We start from the raw sequence: 15,670 nt of genomic DNA, 5'->3' as shown, positions 1-15,670 counted from the left end.
ACGAGGTGACTGGACAATCCGGTCACCTCGTTCCCTCATGGAATAGCAGCCGCCGATGTCCTTTCGCGAACGCCTCCAGTCCTGGCGCTACAATCTCGTGCCCGACCATCTGGTCGGCGAGATCCTGACAAAACGCTGGACCGACAACGCCATTCCGTTCCTGGCGCTGGTGGCGACGCTCAGCGTGTTCGGCTCGATCATTCCCGGCTTCTTCAAGCTGACCTCGCTGCAGGAATCGACCCGCCAGCTCGGCGAGTTCTCGATGGTGGTCACCGGCATGACGGTGGTGATGCTGGGCGGCGGCATCGACCTGTCCGTCGGCTCGATCTTCGCGCTGTCCTGTTTCTCCGCCGTCTATGTCTTCTTCATTCTCGAACAGTCTATCTGGCTGGCGCTGGCGGCATCGCTCGCCACCGGCCTGATCTTCGGCGCCGTCAACGGCTACCTCGTCGGCTACCTCAGGCTGCGCGCCTTCCTCACCACCCTGGTGACGTTCATCTTCGGCCGGGCGCTGTTCGATATTCTCGTCACCACCTATGCCGCCGACGTGCAGCTTTCCCAGGCGACATCGGATGTGCTCGACTTCATCGGCGACAGCACCTTCTGGGGGCTTTCGGTCTCGGTGTGGCTGGCGATCATTCTTGCCATCGTCACCCATATCGCGCTGACGCGCTCACGGCCGGGCTGGCATGTGCTGGCGGTCGGCGGATCCAGGCGCTCGGCGCACAATGCCGGCATTCGCGTGCGCCGCACCGTGTTCATGACCTATGTCTTTTCCGGCTTCTGCGCCTCGATCGGCGGCTTCCTGATCGCTTGCCGCCTGAGTGGGGCAGGGCCGGGCACCGGCCTCAACCTTGAGATCATGGCGCTGACGGCGGCGGTGGTCGGCGGCGTCAGCCTGGGTGGTGGCCGCGGCTCGGTCATCAAGGGGCTGATGGGCGCCATCATCGTGCTGACCATGACCAACGGGCTGATCCGGCTGGGCTATGGCACCGGCACCAACCAGATGGTGCTGGGCATCATGCTGGCGGTGGCGGTGACGATCGACATCCGCTGGCTGAAGAACCGCCATAAGGTGCTCAACGAAGTCTATGTCGCGCCGGTCTATCTCAAGATGGGCGAGACACAGTCTGCGGTGCCGGGCTCAGGCACGCCCTACGCGCTCGACAACCGGCTGTCGGCGGCCGACCATATCGGGCTCGGCGAGTTGGAAGGGCCGGAAGACGTCATCCTCGACCGCGACGATCACCTCTATTGCGGCACGCGCCATGGCGAGATCGTCCGCTTCTTCGCGCCGGACTATATGAAATCGGAGGTGTTTGCCCATATCGGCGGCTTTCCGCTGGGCCTGGCCTTCGACAAATCGGGCAATCTGATCAGCTGCGTCGGCGCCATGGGGCTCTATTCCGTCTCGCCGGATCGGGATGTGAAACGCCTGTCGGCGGAGACGTCGCGTTCCTGGACCTCGATCGTCGACGATGCGCGGCTGCGCGACCCCAACGATTGCGACATCGCGCCGGACGGGCGGATCTATTTCACTGACTCCACCAAGCGCTATGACGCCCACGATTGGGCGCTGGACTCGATCGAGAACCGCGCCACCGGCCGGCTGCTGGTTTATGACCCGAAGGACGGTTCGACGAAGACACTGCTCGACGGCTACCGCTACACCAATGGCGTGTGCATGGCGCATGACGGGAAGTCGCTGTTCTTCGCTGAGAGCTGGGCCTGCCGTGTGCATCGATACTGGCTGGAAGGGCCGAAAGCAGGCACCGCCGAATGCGTCATCCGCGACATGCCGGGCTATCCCGACAACATCAACCGGGCGTCGGACGGCAATTACTGGATGGCATGGCTCGGCATGCGCACGCCGAGCTTCGACCTGTCGCTGCGCCATCCCGATATGCGCAAGCGCATGACGCGCCGGCTGCCGCAGGACGAGTGGCTGTTCCCCAACATCAACACCGGCGGCGTGGTGAAATTCAACGACAAGGGCGGCATTGTCGAGGCGATGGGCGACCTCACCGGCGGCGCGCATCCGATGGTCACCTCGATGCGCGAGCACAAGGGTTTCCTGTTCGTCGGCGGCATCCTTAACAACCGCATCGGCCGCTACAAGATTGCGGGCGCCGACCCGAACTGGACCAGCTCCGCTTCTTACTGGGGAGCGAAGCCATGATCCTCGATCCTGTGCTCGACCTGTTTCGTGGCAAGGCGGTGACCATCCCACCGCTCGACGGTGCCTTCCGTCCCAACACGCGGCTGGACGAGGCGCCAGTGTTCGCCGATTTGACGGAGCCCGACAATCTTCTGGTTGCCGATGGCCGGCTGCTCGTTTCCAGCGGCAATGCGGTATATTCGCTTGCCGCAGGGGTGGAGCCGAAAGTTGTCGGGACCTTTCTTTCCCCCATCACGGCGCTGGCTCTATCACTGTCGGGCGAACTGACGGTGGGGTTGGAAAGCGGCAAGCTGCTGGTTGCCGGCAAGGAGGTTTCGCTGCCGGCCGGCGTCAGCTGCATCACCGCGCTTGCCTATGCAGACGACGGCACGTTGTGGCTGGCCAATGGCTCGGCTGAGCACACGTCGTCGCAATGGGCCGCCGACCTGATGAAGAAGGGCGCGTCCGGTTCGCTTTGGAGGCGGGACGCGGCCGCCGCCGAGTTCCGCAAAGTGGCCGGCGATATCGCCTTTCCCTATGGGCTGCATCCCATTGGGCGGGATGTGCTGGTCAGCGAAAGCTGGCGCCATCAGCTCGTTCGCTTCGATGGTGCGACCGGTAGCCGCTCGACCGTGCTGACGCATCTGCCCGGCTATCCCGCGCGCCTCGCGCCGGCCGGCGATGGCGGCGCGTGGCTGGCTCTGTTCGCGCCACGCAACCGGCTGATCGAATTCGTTCTCCAGGAAACCCACTATCGGCGCGACATGCTAGACCAGGTGGCGCCGGCCTACTGGATCGCGCCGGCTTTGGCCTCCAATCGCAGCTTCCTCGAACCGCTGCAATGCGGCGGCATCCGCACCATGGGCATCCACAAGCCCTGGTCGCCGAGCCGCTCCTATGGGCTGGTGGTCAGGCTCGATCAGAACATGCAGCCGCAATTCAGCCTGCACAGCCGCGCCGACGGCAGGCGCCATGGCATCTGCAGCGTGGCGGAAACGGACGGCCGCCTGTTCATCGCCTCCAGGGGCGGCGATTGCGTGCTGGCCATCGACGCAGGAGGTCTCTGATGGAACCGATCGTGCGCCTGGAAAACGTCACCAAAAACTATCGCGGCGTGCCCGCGGTCAGACAAGTCAGCTTCGAACTGCGCAAGGGCGAAATCCACGCGCTGCTCGGCGAGAATGGCGCCGGAAAATCGACGCTGACCAAGATCATTGCCGGCGTCGTCGACGCCACTTCCGGCAAGATGTTCCACAAAGGCGGCGAGATCGCCTACGCCTCGCCGCATGCGGCGCTCGAGGCCGGCATCGCAATGGTGTTCCAGGAGACCAGCCTAGTGCCGTCGATGACAGTGGCGCAGAACCTCTATCTCGGCACCGAAAAGTTTCTCAACCGGCTGCGCGGCACCTACATTTCGGCGCAACAGTTTTTGCAATCGCTGAACTTCCCGGTCGACCCGAACGCCATGGTGGCAACGCTCGGCGCGGCCAAGCGTCAGATGGTCGAGATCGCGCGCGCCGTTCACCACAATGCCGAGATCATCATCTTCGACGAGCCGACGGCGACGCTGACGCCGGAGGAGAAGCGGCACTTTTTCGCACTGATCCGGCGGCTGAAGGCGAACGGCGTCTCGATCGTCTTCATCAGCCATGCATTGGAAGAGGCGCTGATGATCGCCGACCGCATCACAATCCTGCGCGATGGCGAGCTGGTCATAACCGACGACACATCGGCCTTCGATCGCGACAAGATCGTCGCCGCCATGGTCGGGCGTACACTGTCGGGACAGATTTATCGCCAGCGCGACGAGGCCAGGCTGCGCAAGGCCGGCAAGAAGGTGCTGTCGGTGCAGGACATTTCGATGAGCAATGTCGTGCGCAACACCTCCTTCTCGATCTTCGAGGGACAGATCACCGGCGTGTTCGGGCTGATCGGCTCCGGCCGCACCGAGACCTTCAAGATCGTGTCGGGCATCTACAAGCGCGATTTCCTGCGCGGTGGCGCGATTGAACTCGACGACAGGCCGGTGCGCTATCTCGTGCCCAGTGAGGCGGTCGCCGACGGCATCGTCTACGTCACAGAGGACCGCAAAAGCGAGGGCATTTTCGAGACGATGGGCATTGCCGAGAACCTGTTCGGCGGGCTGCTGGCGGCGGGCCGCGAAAAGGCCTGGGTGATCAACCAGCAGGAGATGCGCACGCTTTCCGCTGAATGGACGAAGACGCTGAACATCAAGGCGATCAACGACAATGCCCGCGTGGTCGAGCTTTCCGGCGGCAACCAGCAAAAGGTGGTGATCGGCAAGGGGCTGGTGCAGCAGCCGCGTATCGTGATCTTCGACGAGCCGACGCGCGGCGTCGATGTCGGCGCCATCGCCGAGATCCACCAGATCATCAACCGGCTGGCCGACGAGGGATTGGCCGTCGTCGTTATCTCGTCCTACCTGCCGGAAATCATGAACCTGTCGGACCGGATTCTGGTGTGCCGGCAGGGCCGCATGGTCGAGGAGTTTTCGCCCGCCGAGGCGACGGAGGAGAAGATCATGTATGCGGCGGTTCATTAGGTTTCTGGTCGGTGTTTGAGGGTGCGCATACGTCGCCAATTGGCGAAGGCCTCAGCGCCTTCGTCATCCTCGGGTCTCCGCGACGGCGCTTCGCGCCTGCTTCGCCCGTGAATGACGAAGCTGAGATGCTTCGGCCAATCGCCATGGTTCTGTCAGCATCAAAAACTGAATCGGAATAGCCGGTTAGCCGCCCTTGCTCGAGACCTGATTCAACCACCTGATCCACCGATTCAACGAAAGGAAACGCCATGGCCGCCACAAAACTCCTCAGCGATGCTGAGGTCGAAAAAATCCCGGTTGCGAAGGCTGTGTTCGATGACATCCGCGCGACGCGCAAATCGGATTTCGTCAACAATTTCTGGCGTGGTCTCGCCAACGATCCGGCCTTGCTGAAACGGACATGGGAACAGGTGAAGGTGGTGATGGCCACGGAGAGCGCCATCGACCCGCTGACCAAGGAAATGATCTATATCGCGGTGTCGACCGCCAATGGCTGCTCCTACTGCGTCCACTCGCATACGGCAGCTGCCCGCGCCAAAGGCATGACCGATGCGCAGCATGGCGAGATGGTGTCGATCATCGGGCTGGCCGGGCAGACCAACCATCTGGTGACGGCGATGCAGATTCCGGTCGATCCCGAGTTTGAAGTGAGGTGAGGGGCGGATTTCCCTTCTCCCTGTGGGAGAGGGGAAGCAGTGCGCTATGCCGGTCTGTAAACCTTCTCGGCCGTGTTCCAGAAGATATCCGCCTCGGCGGCTGCGCCATGCTTGCCTACCGCGGCGCGGTGCGCCTTGATCAGTTCGGCATGGGTCGTCCAGAGTTTTTCGATCGGGAAGTTGGAGCCGAACATCAGGTGGTCAGCGCCCAGAATGTCGATGGCATTGTCGACGATGTAGGCAATCAACGCCGGATCGTTGCGGTGGGCGAAGGTGCCGAGGCCCGACAGCTTGGCGTAGAAGTTCGGCGCTGTTGATAGCGTACTCAGGCCGGCTTTCCAGGCCTCGGTGGTTTCCGGCTCCAAGCCGGTCAGCATGCCGGCATGGGTGAGGATGAAGTTGATCTGCGGGTTCTCGCCGACCAGCGTCAGCCCGTCCTTCATCTGGGCAGGGAAAAGCTGCAGGTCGAAAGACAGGCCATAGTCTTTAAGCCGCGCGACATTGGCCCGCACCTTGGGGTCGATGACCTGATCGGCCGAGGCAGCGAAGCGGAAGGCCGGCGTCTCGTGCCAATGCATCTGCATGCGCACGCCGCGCAGCAGCGGGTACTTTTTCAATCGATCGATCTGGGGCCGGACATCGTCGACGGTCATATCGGTATAGCCGACGATAGCGTGCGGCCAGCCGGTCTCGTCGGCAGTCTTCTGCAGGAAGGCGACTTCTTTTTCGAAATCCTCCTTGGCCCAGTTGGTCTGGACATAGACGGCCTTCTCGACACCTGCGCCTTGCTGATCGGCGAGAAATTCCTCGATCGGATAGTCGCGGCGGATCGGTTCGTAGGGGCCGAAAATGCGCGGCACCATCGGCCCGACCAGCCATGGCTGGTCCTGCTGGCGCCAGATGTGGAAATGCGCGTCGATGGCTTTCTGCATCACGATACCCTTTTCCAGATTGCCGACGCCGCCGGGGCGGGGCGGGCGAGCGACAGGATGAAATCGGTGAGGCTCCCGAGCGACGAGCCGTCGATGAGATCGTCGAGATTAGGCAGGATGGCGCGGAGTGCTGCCGTGGCGGGAAGGAAACGCGGGTCACCGGCCAGCGGTGTGGCCAGCGACAGGCGAAAGGCGCGGGCGCTCAGCCGGCGCATTGCGGTCTCGAGATCGGCATGGTCGCCGCGCTCCAGCGCGTCCGACAGGATGATCACAGCGGCACCGCGGGCGAAAGCTGAGAAACGCGGCACCGAGAGGAAGGCGAGCAGGGTCGGTCCCATGCGCGTGCCGCCGTCCCAGTCGTCGACGAGTGCCGCCGCTCGGGCGAGAGCCTGGTCGCGATCGCGGATACGCAGTGCGGATGTGATGCGGGTGAGCCGCGTGCCGAAGGTGAAGATTTCGGCACGGTCAGCACCTTGTACGGCGGCGTGCGCCAGTTTGAGATAATCCGATGTATGCAGCTTCATCGAGCCGGAAACATCGATCAGGATCAGCAGCTTGCGCGAAACGGTTTGGCGGCGGCGGAGCTGCGGCGAGGGGATATCGCCATCGGCGCTGACGATTTCCCTGAGCGAGCGGCGCAGATCGAGCTTGCCGCGCGAATGGGTGCGCACGGTGCGGAATGAGCGGCGCGCGGGGAGGGCTGAAGCGAGCTTGCGGCGGAAGGGCCCAAGGCCATCGTTGTCGCGGAGGAAGTCGCGGCTGCTGAGCTGTTCGATTGCCGACGACAGTTCGCCGCCTTTCTCCTGGCGCGTGGTCTGTTTCTCCTCCTGGCGCGTGCCGTGATCGTCCTTGATGCGGGTTTCCTCGTCTTCCTCGCCTTCGATCGAGGGTTGGCCATCGCCATGGAAGTGATTGCGAAAATGCGCCTCGAATTCGCCGCGGCGATTGGGCGGGGGGGCAAGCGTTGCGAGCGCCGCCTCGCGGATGTCGGCCATCGAGCGGGGGCCGAGCAGGGTGACCGCCTGCATGAAGCTGGAGACCTGCTCGGGGGCGACGGCAAAGGCGTGGCGGCGCAGCAGCCGGGCGAAGTGGAGGAAGGGCGCGGAGGCGAGAGGAAGGGTTCCCTGACGCATCATTCCTTCGCGCCCCCCTCTGTCCTGCCGGACATCTCCCCCACAAGGGGGGAGATCAGCAGCTTTGGCGCTTCGGTTCTTTCTGCGCCGCTGGAGATTGGCGAAAGCCAGGATGACGGCTGATCTCCCCCCTTGTGGGGGAGATGTTCGGCAGGACAGAGGGGGGCGCTGTCCCGCCAGCGTTGCAGAGTGCCCAGGTGAGGCCACCTCGCTGTGAACGAGCTGTTGACCTCACACGTCACCCCAGCGCCTCCTCGACAATCCGGCCAAGCTCCGGCGCGATCGCGGACAAATCCTCCTCGTCCTTGATCAGCACGCCGATGGCGCGGCGGAAGGCTTCCGGCCACGGGCTGCCGCCCTTCTCCAGGATGGTGGCGGCGTTGGCCCATTCTACGGCCTCGGAGATGCCGGGCGGCTTGGCCAGCGGCCGGACGCGGATCTCCTGCACAGCGGCCGCCACGGCGCGGGCGGTGGTCTCGGCGACATCGCCGGCGCGCAGCATGATGATGGCGGCTTCGCGCTCGGCGTCGGGATAGCCGATCCAGTGATAGACGCAGCGGCGCCGGAGCGCTTCGGCGAGTTCGCGGGTGCGGTTCGACGTCAGGATGACGATCGGCTGCGCTTCGGCGCGGATGGTGCCGCGTTCGGGAATGCTGATCTGGAAGTCGGAGAGGAATTCCAGAAGTAGCGCTTCGAATTCGTGGTCGGAGCGGTCGATCTCGTCGACCAGCAGCACGCGCTGCTCCGGCGCCCGCAGCACCTGCAGCAATGGCCGCGCGATCAGAAAGCGGTCGTCATAGATGTCGATCTCGTGCTCGCCGGCATGGCGGATGGCGAGCAGCTGGCGCTGGTAGTTCCATTCATAGAGCGCGTGTGCTGCGTCGATTCCTTCATAGCATTGCAGCCGCACCAGATCGCGGCCCAGCAGCTGCGCGATCGCCTTGGCCGCTTCGGTCTTGCCGACGCCGGGCGCGCCTTCGAGCAGCAACGGCTTGCCCAGCCGTATGGCCAGGAAGATCGCCGTCGCCAGGCTGTCGTCGGCGAGATAGCGCGATCCAGCGAGGTGGCGTGCCACCGCCTCCGGTGAGGTCGCGACAGTCTCTGCGTTCACCTCTGGCGTCATCAATTGGCCGCTTGCGCCTTCAGCGCGCGCAATATGCGCTCCGGTGTGATCGGCAGCGTGTCGATGCGCACGCCGACGGCGTCGAAGACGGCATTGGCAACCGCGGGGATCTGCGGGTTCGCGCACATTTCGCCTGGCCCTTTGGCACCGTAAGGACCATCCGCCGACGGCCGCTCCAGCACGATGATCTCGGTTTGGGCGAGATCGCCCGGTCCCGGCATCAGATACTGGTTGAAGTCGGTGCCGCCATGGTCGCGGTTGGGATAATAGGGCTCGGTCGTTTCGTAGAGCGCGTGGCTGATGCCCATCCAGGAACCGCCGACCAGTTGCTGCTCGACCATTTTCGGGTTCAGCGCGCGGCCGATCTCAAAGACGTTCTTCACGGTCAGCACCGTAACCTCGCCCGTCTCGTCATCGACCTCGACCTCGGCCACCGTGCAGGCATGGGCGTAGCAGGTCGACGGCTTCATCGCGCCGGTCTCTTTCTCCGGATAGGAGCGCGGGATCAGGAACATGCCGCGGCCTGAGATCGAGCGGCCACGCTTGAAATGAGCCGACAGCGCGACATCGAAGATCGAGATCGACTTTTGCGGCGCGCCCTTGACCAGAATGTTGCCCTCGCCATCAGTTTCGAGATCGGAGGCGTTCACCTCCAGCTCTTCCGCCGCCACTTCCAGCATCACCTGGCGCGCTTCCTTGGCCGCCTGGATGACGGCGTTGCCGGCGCGGTGGGTGCCGCGCGAGGCGAAGGTGCCCATGCAGTGCGGACCGGTGTCGGTGTCGGCGGTGTCGATGGTAACCCGGTCCGTCGGCACGCCGATGGTTTCGGCGCAGATCTGCGCCATGATCTGCTTCAAGCCCTGACCGAGATCGACGCTGGAAAGCGTCACCATGAAATTGCCGGTCGGCGTCGAATGCACCAGCGCCTGCGTCGGGTCGCCGCCAAGGTTCATGCCCGTGGGATAGTTGATTGCGGCGACGCCGCGTCCGCGCCTTATCGCCATCTCAAGCTCCCTTCTTGTAGGAGGACATCGCCATATACTTCTCCGCCACCGGCCAGTTGGCGGCGCGCGACGCCTCCTGCATACACTCGATCAGCGCCGCTCCTTCGGTCGGCTGGCGATGCGCCTTCATGTCGCCATCGCGATAGGCGTTGATGAAGCGGAATTCGAGCGGGTCCATGCCGATCAGCCGCGCCAGCTTGTCCATCTGCACCTCAAGCGCGAAGTCGCCGATGGTGACGCCGAAGCCGCGCATCGCGGAGGAGGGTGTGCGGTTGGTGTAGACGCAGTAGGTGTCGATCCAGACATTGGGAATGGTGTAGGGGCCGGGATAGTGCGCCGCTCCCTTCTGCGCGCCATAGGGCGAGTGGCGCGAATAGGCGCCGGCATCGGTGTAGCCGGTGACCTTGCGAGCCACGATGCGGCCATCGTTCATCACGCCGTCCTTGATGATTATCTTTTCGGCGGCGCGGGGTGAGGAGATCTGCATCTCCTCCTCGCGGCTGTAGATAAATGAAACGGGACGTCCTGTCAGCTTGGCGCCAAGAATGGCGATCGGCTCGACGATGACGTCGACCTTGCCGCCAAAGCCGCCGCCGACAGTGCCGCCGACGAAATGCAGTTTTGAGCCGGGCATCTGCAGGATGATCGACGCGTTGTCGAGGGTGAAGAACATCGCCTGGGTGTTGGTGTAGCCGGTGAAGCGGTCATTGCCTTCCGGCACCACGACGCAACCCGTGGTCTCGGTCGGCGCATGCTCGATCGGCGAGGACTGGTAGCTCTGTTCCAGGATGTGGTCGGCGCCGGCGAAGCCCGCCTCGACATCGCCAAAGCGCACCTTGCGGCATTCGCCGCTGTCGTAGAGGTAATAATTCTGGCCGTGATATTCGTTGACCAAAGGCGCGCCGGGCTTCAGCGCTTCTTCCATGTCGAAGACGGCCGGCAGCACCTCATAATCGACCTTGACCTTGGCTGCCGCTTCCTGAGCCGCGCGCTCGGTCTCGGCCAGCACCGCCACCACCGCCTCGCCCTTCCAGCGTACCTTGCCGTCGGCCAGCACCGTCTCGTCTTCCGGTCCGACCTGGATCAGGATCAGGATGGTGTAGACATTGTGCGGCACATCCCTGGCGGTGAGGATTTTCACCACGCCGGGATGCTTCTCCGCTTCGGAAGTGTCGATCGAACGGATGCGGGCATGGTGGTGCGGACTGCGCACCATTTTCAGGTGAAGCATATTCGGGACGTTGCGGTCGGCGAAATAGGCGGTCTTGCCCGTCACATGTCCCGGCGAATCCAGCCGCGGCCGCCCATGGCCGATCTCGTGCAGGCCGTCCTTGCGCTGATCGGCGAAATAGTTTTTGCGCAGTTCCATTCTTTTGGTCCTTAGGCCGCGTTCTGCGAATTGGCTCGGGCCGCCGTCAGCACCGCCTGGATGATCGGCTCGTAGCCGGTGCAGCGGCAGATATTGCCGGACAGCGCCTCGATCACGTCCTCGCGGCTCGGATTGGGCGTGTGGTCGAGCAGCACCTTGGCGGCCATGATCATGCCCGGCGTGCAGAAGCCGCATTGCGTGGCGAAGGCATCGAGGAAGGCACGCTGCAGCGGGTGCAGCACGCCGGCCTCGGCGAGGCCCGATGTGATGCGGATGTCGGCGCCGCTGCAGGTCTCGGCCAGGATCAGGCAAGAGAGCCGGAGTTCGCCGTCGATGATGACCGAACAGGCGCCGCAGGTGCCCTGGTGGCAGCCGCCCTTGGGCGAGGTGTCACCGATCTTGTCGCGCAGCGCGTGCAGCAGCGTCGTGCCGCTGTCGACAAATTCGGCCTTCTCCGAGCCGTTGAGCGTGAACTGAACCGGAACCTTTGCCATGTTTTCCTCCCAGCGCGCCTGCCCGGTTGATCGGACAGACGCGCGCCCCCAAGCGGTGGTTAAGTAAGCAGAAGCCGGCCGAGATGGACCGGGAGAACCTCGGCGCGATACCAGGCGCTGGCGATCGGATCGGTGATTGGCGAAGTGCCTTCACCGGCTGCAGCCAGCGCCGCTGCGACGCCGTCCTGGTCAAGCCTGCTGCCGATCAGTGCCTTTTCCGCAGCGCGGGCGCGCATCGGCCGGTCTGCCATGCAGCCGAGCGCGATCCGCGCCGAGGAGACAGTGCCGTCGCCGGCCTGTTCGAGAACGGCGGCGATGCTGAGCACCGAGACGCCCTTCGGCTTGACCCGCGACACTTTCAGGAAGCGGAAATTCTCGGCCTTCGGCAGTGCGAAGGCGACTGACGTGACGATGGCGCGGCTGCCGTCCCGCCTGGCCAGAAAATCCTCGATAGGCAATTCCCCATCATCGGTGCCAACCGTCGCATCCAACGCCAGCAACACCACGGCGAAATCGCCATAGGGCGCCGGCGCAAACAAATTGCCGCCGACAGTCGCCATATTGCGGATCGCCGGGCCGCCGACGGCGCGCGCAGCCTTGGACAGCGCCGCAAGCTCGGGATGGCGGGCGATGGCCGCCATTGTCACCGAAGCGCCGATGCGGACCTTGCCGCCGGCAACGGTGATCCCGGATAGGGTCGGATCGGTCGAGCGGACGAGGCCGGTGACGGAGACATCGCCTTCATTGGCGGCACGCACGACCAGCGTGCCGCCGCCGAGATAGCGGGTGCCGGGCGCCTTCAGCGCCGCGTTGGCATCCCTGACGGCCGAAAAGGTCTGGAGGGCAAGCGCCATGGCAGTCTCCCTGGTTCAGCTCTGGCCAGAAAAATGGCTCTTCAACGCATTGAAGCCACCCTGGAAGACATTGGCGGCCATGCCGGCGGCGATCTTGTCGGCCTCTTCGGGCGCCGCGTCGAAGCTCGCGGTCCATTCGGCATAGGTGCGATCGCCGTCGGTCACGCGGCGCAATTGCAGCGTCGCCTTGTGATTGGTCAGCGGCTGCGGCGTCTCCAGGATGGAGTAGCTGACGCGGAAATTCGCATCGGAGAAGTCGAGCAGTTTTTCGCGGATACGCGCGCCGCTGGCGAGCTCGAAATTACGCACGCAGCCGATGGTTTCGGCGCTCTTGCCGTCTTCGATATGGCTCTTGACCATGCGCGGATGCCAGCCCGGCAGGCCGTTGAAGTCGCGTATGCGCGCCCAGACCTTTTCGACCGGCGCGTCGATGACGCTGGAGACGGTGACTTCGGCCATATGATCATTCCCCTACGAATTCGATACGCAGCAGGGTAGGGCGGCGGCCGGTGCTGCGCTTATCAATGGGTCTTGCGGCCCTATCAAGGAGTCTGAAAAACGAGCGGCTTGGCTCAGGCCATGGCCCGCGCCGCCTCGCGGTAAAGCGTCGGCGGCACGCCGACATGGTCGCGGAAGAAGCGCGAGAAATTGCCCTGGGTGGTGAAGCCGAGATTGCAGGCGACCGAGATCAGCGGCTCCTGCGACCACTGCAACTGCCGCACGGCTTCCTCCATGCGCAGCGTGTTCCAGTAGACATTGGGCGTGAGATTGGTCTGTTCCTTGAACAATGCGAAGAAATGCGGCCGCGACAAGCCAACGCTGCGGGCGACGTCGTCGAACGAGATGCGTTCGCAGACATTGGCCTTCATCAGCTGGATTGCCTTGCGGACGCGAAAGTCCTGCATTGTGTTGACCCGGATGCGCGCCTCCTGCGGCGCCGAGGCGTCGGCGGCGTCGAGCACGCTATCGATGAAGCGCTCGATCTCGTAATTGGCGACGTCGTCGATGCTTTCATTCTCGCTCAAATGGTCAAGCAGGTTGGCGGCGGCCCGGTGCAGCCATGGTTCGAGCGTGATTGCCGCCTGTGCAAACAGCGGCGCCGACGAAGGCAGGTCGCGGCGCCGGCGCGCCCAATCCGGATCGATGTAGAAGGCGAGGAACAGGCCGGGCCTGCCGTTCTGCGACAGAATGTGGCTGTGCGGCTGGTAGGAATTGATGCCGGCGGCGGTGCCGGGTCCCAGAAGCACCGTCTCGCGGCCGACGGTCATCTCGCCGGCCGTGCCCTCCAGCCAGATGATGATGTGGGCCTCGACATGCGCATGGGTGACGAAGTCGCTGGCGACATTCAGGACAGAAACATGTCCGAACCGGCCCCAATAGAGCCTGATCGCGTCCGTCATGGGTATACCTCCCGCAGACGACTGGCCTCCCTTCGCCTGCAACGGGATTGTGCGGCTGAGTTCGGGGTCGCGTCAAGGCTAGGAGGTGTGGTGAGCTTGGGGGGCCGCTTATGCCGACGGATTTTCAGACTGAGCGATAGGGTTTCTCGTCAAACCGAAGCCGTCATGCCGCCGTCGACATAAAGCGTATGGCCGTTGACGAACGATGAGGCGTCGGAGGCGAGGAACACGGCGGCGCCGATCAGTTCGTCGACATAACCCCAGCGGCCGGCCGGCGTGCGCTTTTCCAGCCAGGCGGAGAATTCCTGGTTGTCGACCAGCGCCTGGTTCATCTCGGTGCGGAAATAGCCGGGGGCGATAGCATTGATTTGCAAGCCGTATTTCGCCCAGTCGGTACACATGCCGCGGGTCAAATTGCGGATCGCGCCCTTGGTCGCCGTGTAGGGCGCGATGTTGGGCCGGGCGAGTTCGCTCTGCACCGAGCCGATGTTGATGATCTTGCCCTTGCCGCGCGCGATCATGTTGCGGGCGACCGCCTTGCCGGCATGGAAGGCGCCGGAGACATTGGTCTTGAACAGCCGCTCCCACTGCTCCTCGGGAAAGTCCTCGAGCGCAGCGCGGAACTGCACGCCGGCATTGTTGATCAGGATGTCGATGGCGCCGATCTCGGCCTCGATCCTGGCCACATCCACATCGACCGCACGAAAATCGGTGACGTCGAAGGTCGAGGCATGGGCGTTCAGCCCGGCGTCGCGCAAGCCGGCGACAGCACCGGCAACCTTGCCGGCATCGCGGCCGTTGAGCACGACACTTGCGCCATGCTCGGCAAGGCCGCGCGCCAGCGCCAGGCCGATGCCTTGGCCGGAGCCGGTGATCAGCGCCAGCCGCCCGTTGAGGTCGAACAGGGATTTCGATGTCAAAGCAATGGTTTCCAGCCGAAAGGTTCAGTCCAAAAACATTCAGTCATTGCGCCTGAAGTTGCGGATCCGGTCGAACAGCACCGCGAGCAGGATGGCGCCGCCGATGAACACGCCTTGCCAGAAAGCATTGATGCCGAGCAGACCAAGGCTGTTGCGGATCACTTCGATGAGCGCGGCACCGACAATGGCGCCGAAGGCGGTGCCGACGCCGCCGGCGAGATTGGCGCCGCCAATGACCGTGGCGGCGATGACCTGCAGTTCCATGCCGGTTCCGAGATTGGTGGTGACGGCGCCCAGCCATCCGGTCTGGATGATGCCGGCAATGCCCGCCGCCAGCGCCGAGATCATATAGACGGCGACCTTGATCTGCTTGACGGGAACGCCGGTCAGCGTCGCCGCGTGCTCATTGCCGCCAATGGCGAAGATGTGGCGGCCAAACTTGGTCCAGCGCAGCGTGAATCCGGTGATCAGCGCCAGAAGGATCATGTAGAGGACCGGATTGGCGATGCCGAACACCCAGGCGCCGCCGCCCAGCGCCAGAAGCTTGTCGTGATCCGGGCCGAACTGGAAGACGACGGTGTTGTTGGAGGCGACCATGGCGAGGCTGCGGGCAATCGACAGCATGCCGAGCGTCACCACGAAGGGTGGAAAGCCGAGATAGGCGATCATGATGCCGTTGAAGGCGCCTATGGCGAGCGCAGTGGCGATCGAGGCGAGGATGCCGACTTCTATGGAGTAGCCGGCATGCATGGTGACGGCCAGCACCATCGACGACAGGCAGAGCACCGAACCGACCGACAGGTCGATGCCGCCGGTGATGATGACGAAGGTCATGCCGAGCGCGATGATGGCGACGAAGGTGATGTTGCGGGTAATGTTGTAAAGGTTCTTCGACGTGGCGAAGGCGTCGGTGGCAAAAGACAGGAACAGGCAGGCCAGGATGACCGCGATCACCACCCAGAAGGTCTGGCTGGCAAACAGTCTTGCCGGCAAGGATTGCTGTTTTTGTTCGATCGGCTGGTCAATTGTCAGTGCCATCGTCGACCTTCATGTGCTGTGCGTGG

The 15,670-nt window shown here is 63.8% G+C and carries 15 protein-coding genes; 4 read left to right on the top strand and 11 right to left on the bottom strand.

The annotated features are described in order from the left end of the window. Positions 1-55 precede the first annotated feature (55 nt). From NKL06_RS31275 to NKL06_RS31260, 4 genes are all read left to right on the top strand, one after another. A complete protein-coding gene (locus NKL06_RS31275) occupies positions 56-2,179 on the top strand; it encodes an ABC transporter permease (protein WP_023690776.1) in 2,124 nt (707 codons plus the stop codon). Beyond that, positions 2,176-3,225, top strand: a complete 1,050-nt coding sequence (locus tag NKL06_RS31270; RefSeq protein ID WP_023690777.1) for an NHL repeat-containing protein — start codon at positions 2,176-2,178, stop codon at positions 3,223-3,225. Before NKL06_RS31275 ends, NKL06_RS31270 begins: the two co-directional genes overlap by 4 nt. Then, a complete protein-coding gene (locus tag NKL06_RS31265) occupies positions 3,225-4,721 on the top strand; it encodes a sugar ABC transporter ATP-binding protein (protein ID WP_023690778.1) in 1,497 nt (498 codons plus the stop codon). The genes NKL06_RS31270 and NKL06_RS31265 overlap by 1 nt, the downstream gene beginning before the upstream one ends. 248 nt (positions 4,722-4,969) lie before the next feature. After that, positions 4,970-5,377 (top strand): carboxymuconolactone decarboxylase family protein, encoded by a 408-nt coding sequence (locus NKL06_RS31260; protein WP_023668181.1) that lies wholly within the window; start codon positions 4,970-4,972, stop codon positions 5,375-5,377. A 44-nt stretch (positions 5,378-5,421) separates the two neighbouring features. Here NKL06_RS31260 and NKL06_RS31255 read toward each other — a convergent pair whose 3' ends face one another. The 11 genes from NKL06_RS31255 to NKL06_RS31205 form a co-directional block, all read right to left on the bottom strand. Beyond that, entirely contained in the window at positions 5,422-6,309 is an 888-nt protein-coding gene (locus NKL06_RS31255; protein WP_023682245.1) for an amidohydrolase family protein, read from the bottom strand. Continuing rightward, positions 6,309-7,445 carry a vWA domain-containing protein gene (locus tag NKL06_RS31250; RefSeq protein WP_023690779.1) on the bottom strand — a complete coding sequence of 379 codons (1,137 nt, stop codon included), beginning with the start codon at positions 7,443-7,445 and terminating at the stop codon, positions 6,309-6,311. Before NKL06_RS31250 ends, NKL06_RS31255 begins: the two co-directional genes overlap by 1 nt. Before the next feature lie 235 nt (positions 7,446-7,680). Then, positions 7,681-8,565, bottom strand: a complete 885-nt coding sequence (locus tag NKL06_RS31245) for an AAA family ATPase (protein WP_023690780.1) — start codon at positions 8,563-8,565, stop codon at positions 7,681-7,683. Beyond that, entirely contained in the window at positions 8,565-9,569 is a 1,005-nt protein-coding gene (locus NKL06_RS31240) for a xanthine dehydrogenase family protein molybdopterin-binding subunit (RefSeq protein WP_023690781.1), read from the bottom strand. The genes NKL06_RS31245 and NKL06_RS31240 overlap by 1 nt, the downstream gene beginning before the upstream one ends. Position 9,570: 1 nt before the next feature. Beyond that, a complete protein-coding gene (locus NKL06_RS31235; RefSeq protein WP_023690782.1) occupies positions 9,571-10,938 on the bottom strand; it encodes a xanthine dehydrogenase family protein molybdopterin-binding subunit in 1,368 nt (455 codons plus the stop codon). An 11-nt stretch (positions 10,939-10,949) separates the two neighbouring features. Next, positions 10,950-11,432, bottom strand: a complete 483-nt coding sequence (locus NKL06_RS31230; protein WP_023690783.1) for a (2Fe-2S)-binding protein — start codon at positions 11,430-11,432, stop codon at positions 10,950-10,952. A gap of 59 nt (positions 11,433-11,491) precedes the next feature. Beyond that, complete coding sequence (locus NKL06_RS31225; protein WP_023690784.1) at positions 11,492-12,286, bottom strand: FAD binding domain-containing protein; 795 nt, start codon at positions 12,284-12,286, stop codon at positions 11,492-11,494. 15 nt (positions 12,287-12,301) lie between these two features. Then, on the bottom strand, positions 12,302-12,745 hold the full coding sequence (locus NKL06_RS31220) for an SRPBCC family protein (RefSeq protein ID WP_023682239.1): 444 nt from the start codon (positions 12,743-12,745) through the stop codon (positions 12,302-12,304). A 113-nt stretch (positions 12,746-12,858) separates the two neighbouring features. Further along, positions 12,859-13,686 (bottom strand): AraC family transcriptional regulator, encoded by an 828-nt coding sequence (locus NKL06_RS31215; protein ID WP_023690785.1) that lies wholly within the window; start codon positions 13,684-13,686, stop codon positions 12,859-12,861. Between the two features lie 149 nt (positions 13,687-13,835). Continuing rightward, complete coding sequence (locus NKL06_RS31210) at positions 13,836-14,606, bottom strand: SDR family oxidoreductase (protein WP_031207964.1); 771 nt, start codon at positions 14,604-14,606, stop codon at positions 13,836-13,838. A gap of 39 nt (positions 14,607-14,645) precedes the next feature. Continuing rightward, complete coding sequence (locus NKL06_RS31205) at positions 14,646-15,644, bottom strand: ABC transporter permease (RefSeq protein WP_023673048.1); 999 nt, start codon at positions 15,642-15,644, stop codon at positions 14,646-14,648. Positions 15,645-15,670: the final 26 nt, after the last annotated feature.

Origin of the sequence: Mesorhizobium sp. C268A, assembly GCF_040324475.1 — a bacterium.
Taxonomy (GTDB): domain Bacteria; phylum Pseudomonadota; class Alphaproteobacteria; order Rhizobiales; family Rhizobiaceae; genus Mesorhizobium.
The sequence above is the reverse complement of the archived record's forward strand: the minus strand, read 5'-3'. Positions and strand labels throughout refer to the sequence as shown.

Bases quoted from the DNA above. Each gene is read 5' to 3' on its own strand.
- NKL06_RS31275 (WP_023690776.1), top strand. From the start codon at position 56: ATGTCCTTTCGCGAACGCCTCCAGTCCTGGCGCTACAATCTCGTGCCC.
- NKL06_RS31270 (WP_023690777.1), top strand. From the start codon at position 2,176: ATGATCCTCGATCCTGTGCTCGACCTGTTTCGTGGCAAGGCGGTGACC.
- NKL06_RS31265 (WP_023690778.1), top strand. From the start codon at position 3,225: ATGGAACCGATCGTGCGCCTGGAAAACGTCACCAAAAACTATCGCGGC.
- NKL06_RS31260 (WP_023668181.1), top strand. From the start codon at position 4,970: ATGGCCGCCACAAAACTCCTCAGCGATGCTGAGGTCGAAAAAATCCCG.
- NKL06_RS31255 (WP_023682245.1), bottom strand. From the start codon at position 6,309: ATGCAGAAAGCCATCGACGCGCATTTCCACATCTGGCGCCAGCAGGAC.
- NKL06_RS31250 (WP_023690779.1), bottom strand. From the start codon at position 7,445: ATGATGCGTCAGGGAACCCTTCCTCTCGCCTCCGCGCCCTTCCTCCAC.
- NKL06_RS31245 (WP_023690780.1), bottom strand. From the start codon at position 8,565: ATGACGCCAGAGGTGAACGCAGAGACTGTCGCGACCTCACCGGAGGCG.
- NKL06_RS31240 (WP_023690781.1), bottom strand. From the start codon at position 9,569: ATGGCGATAAGGCGCGGACGCGGCGTCGCCGCAATCAACTATCCCACG.
- NKL06_RS31235 (WP_023690782.1), bottom strand. From the start codon at position 10,938: ATGGAACTGCGCAAAAACTATTTCGCCGATCAGCGCAAGGACGGCCTG.
- NKL06_RS31230 (WP_023690783.1), bottom strand. From the start codon at position 11,432: ATGGCAAAGGTTCCGGTTCAGTTCACGCTCAACGGCTCGGAGAAGGCC.
- NKL06_RS31225 (WP_023690784.1), bottom strand. From the start codon at position 12,286: ATGGCGCTTGCCCTCCAGACCTTTTCGGCCGTCAGGGATGCCAACGCG.
- NKL06_RS31220 (WP_023682239.1), bottom strand. From the start codon at position 12,745: ATGGCCGAAGTCACCGTCTCCAGCGTCATCGACGCGCCGGTCGAAAAG.
- NKL06_RS31215 (WP_023690785.1), bottom strand. From the start codon at position 13,686: ATGACGGACGCGATCAGGCTCTATTGGGGCCGGTTCGGACATGTTTCT.
- NKL06_RS31205 (WP_023673048.1), bottom strand. From the start codon at position 15,644: ATGGCACTGACAATTGACCAGCCGATCGAACAAAAACAGCAATCCTTG.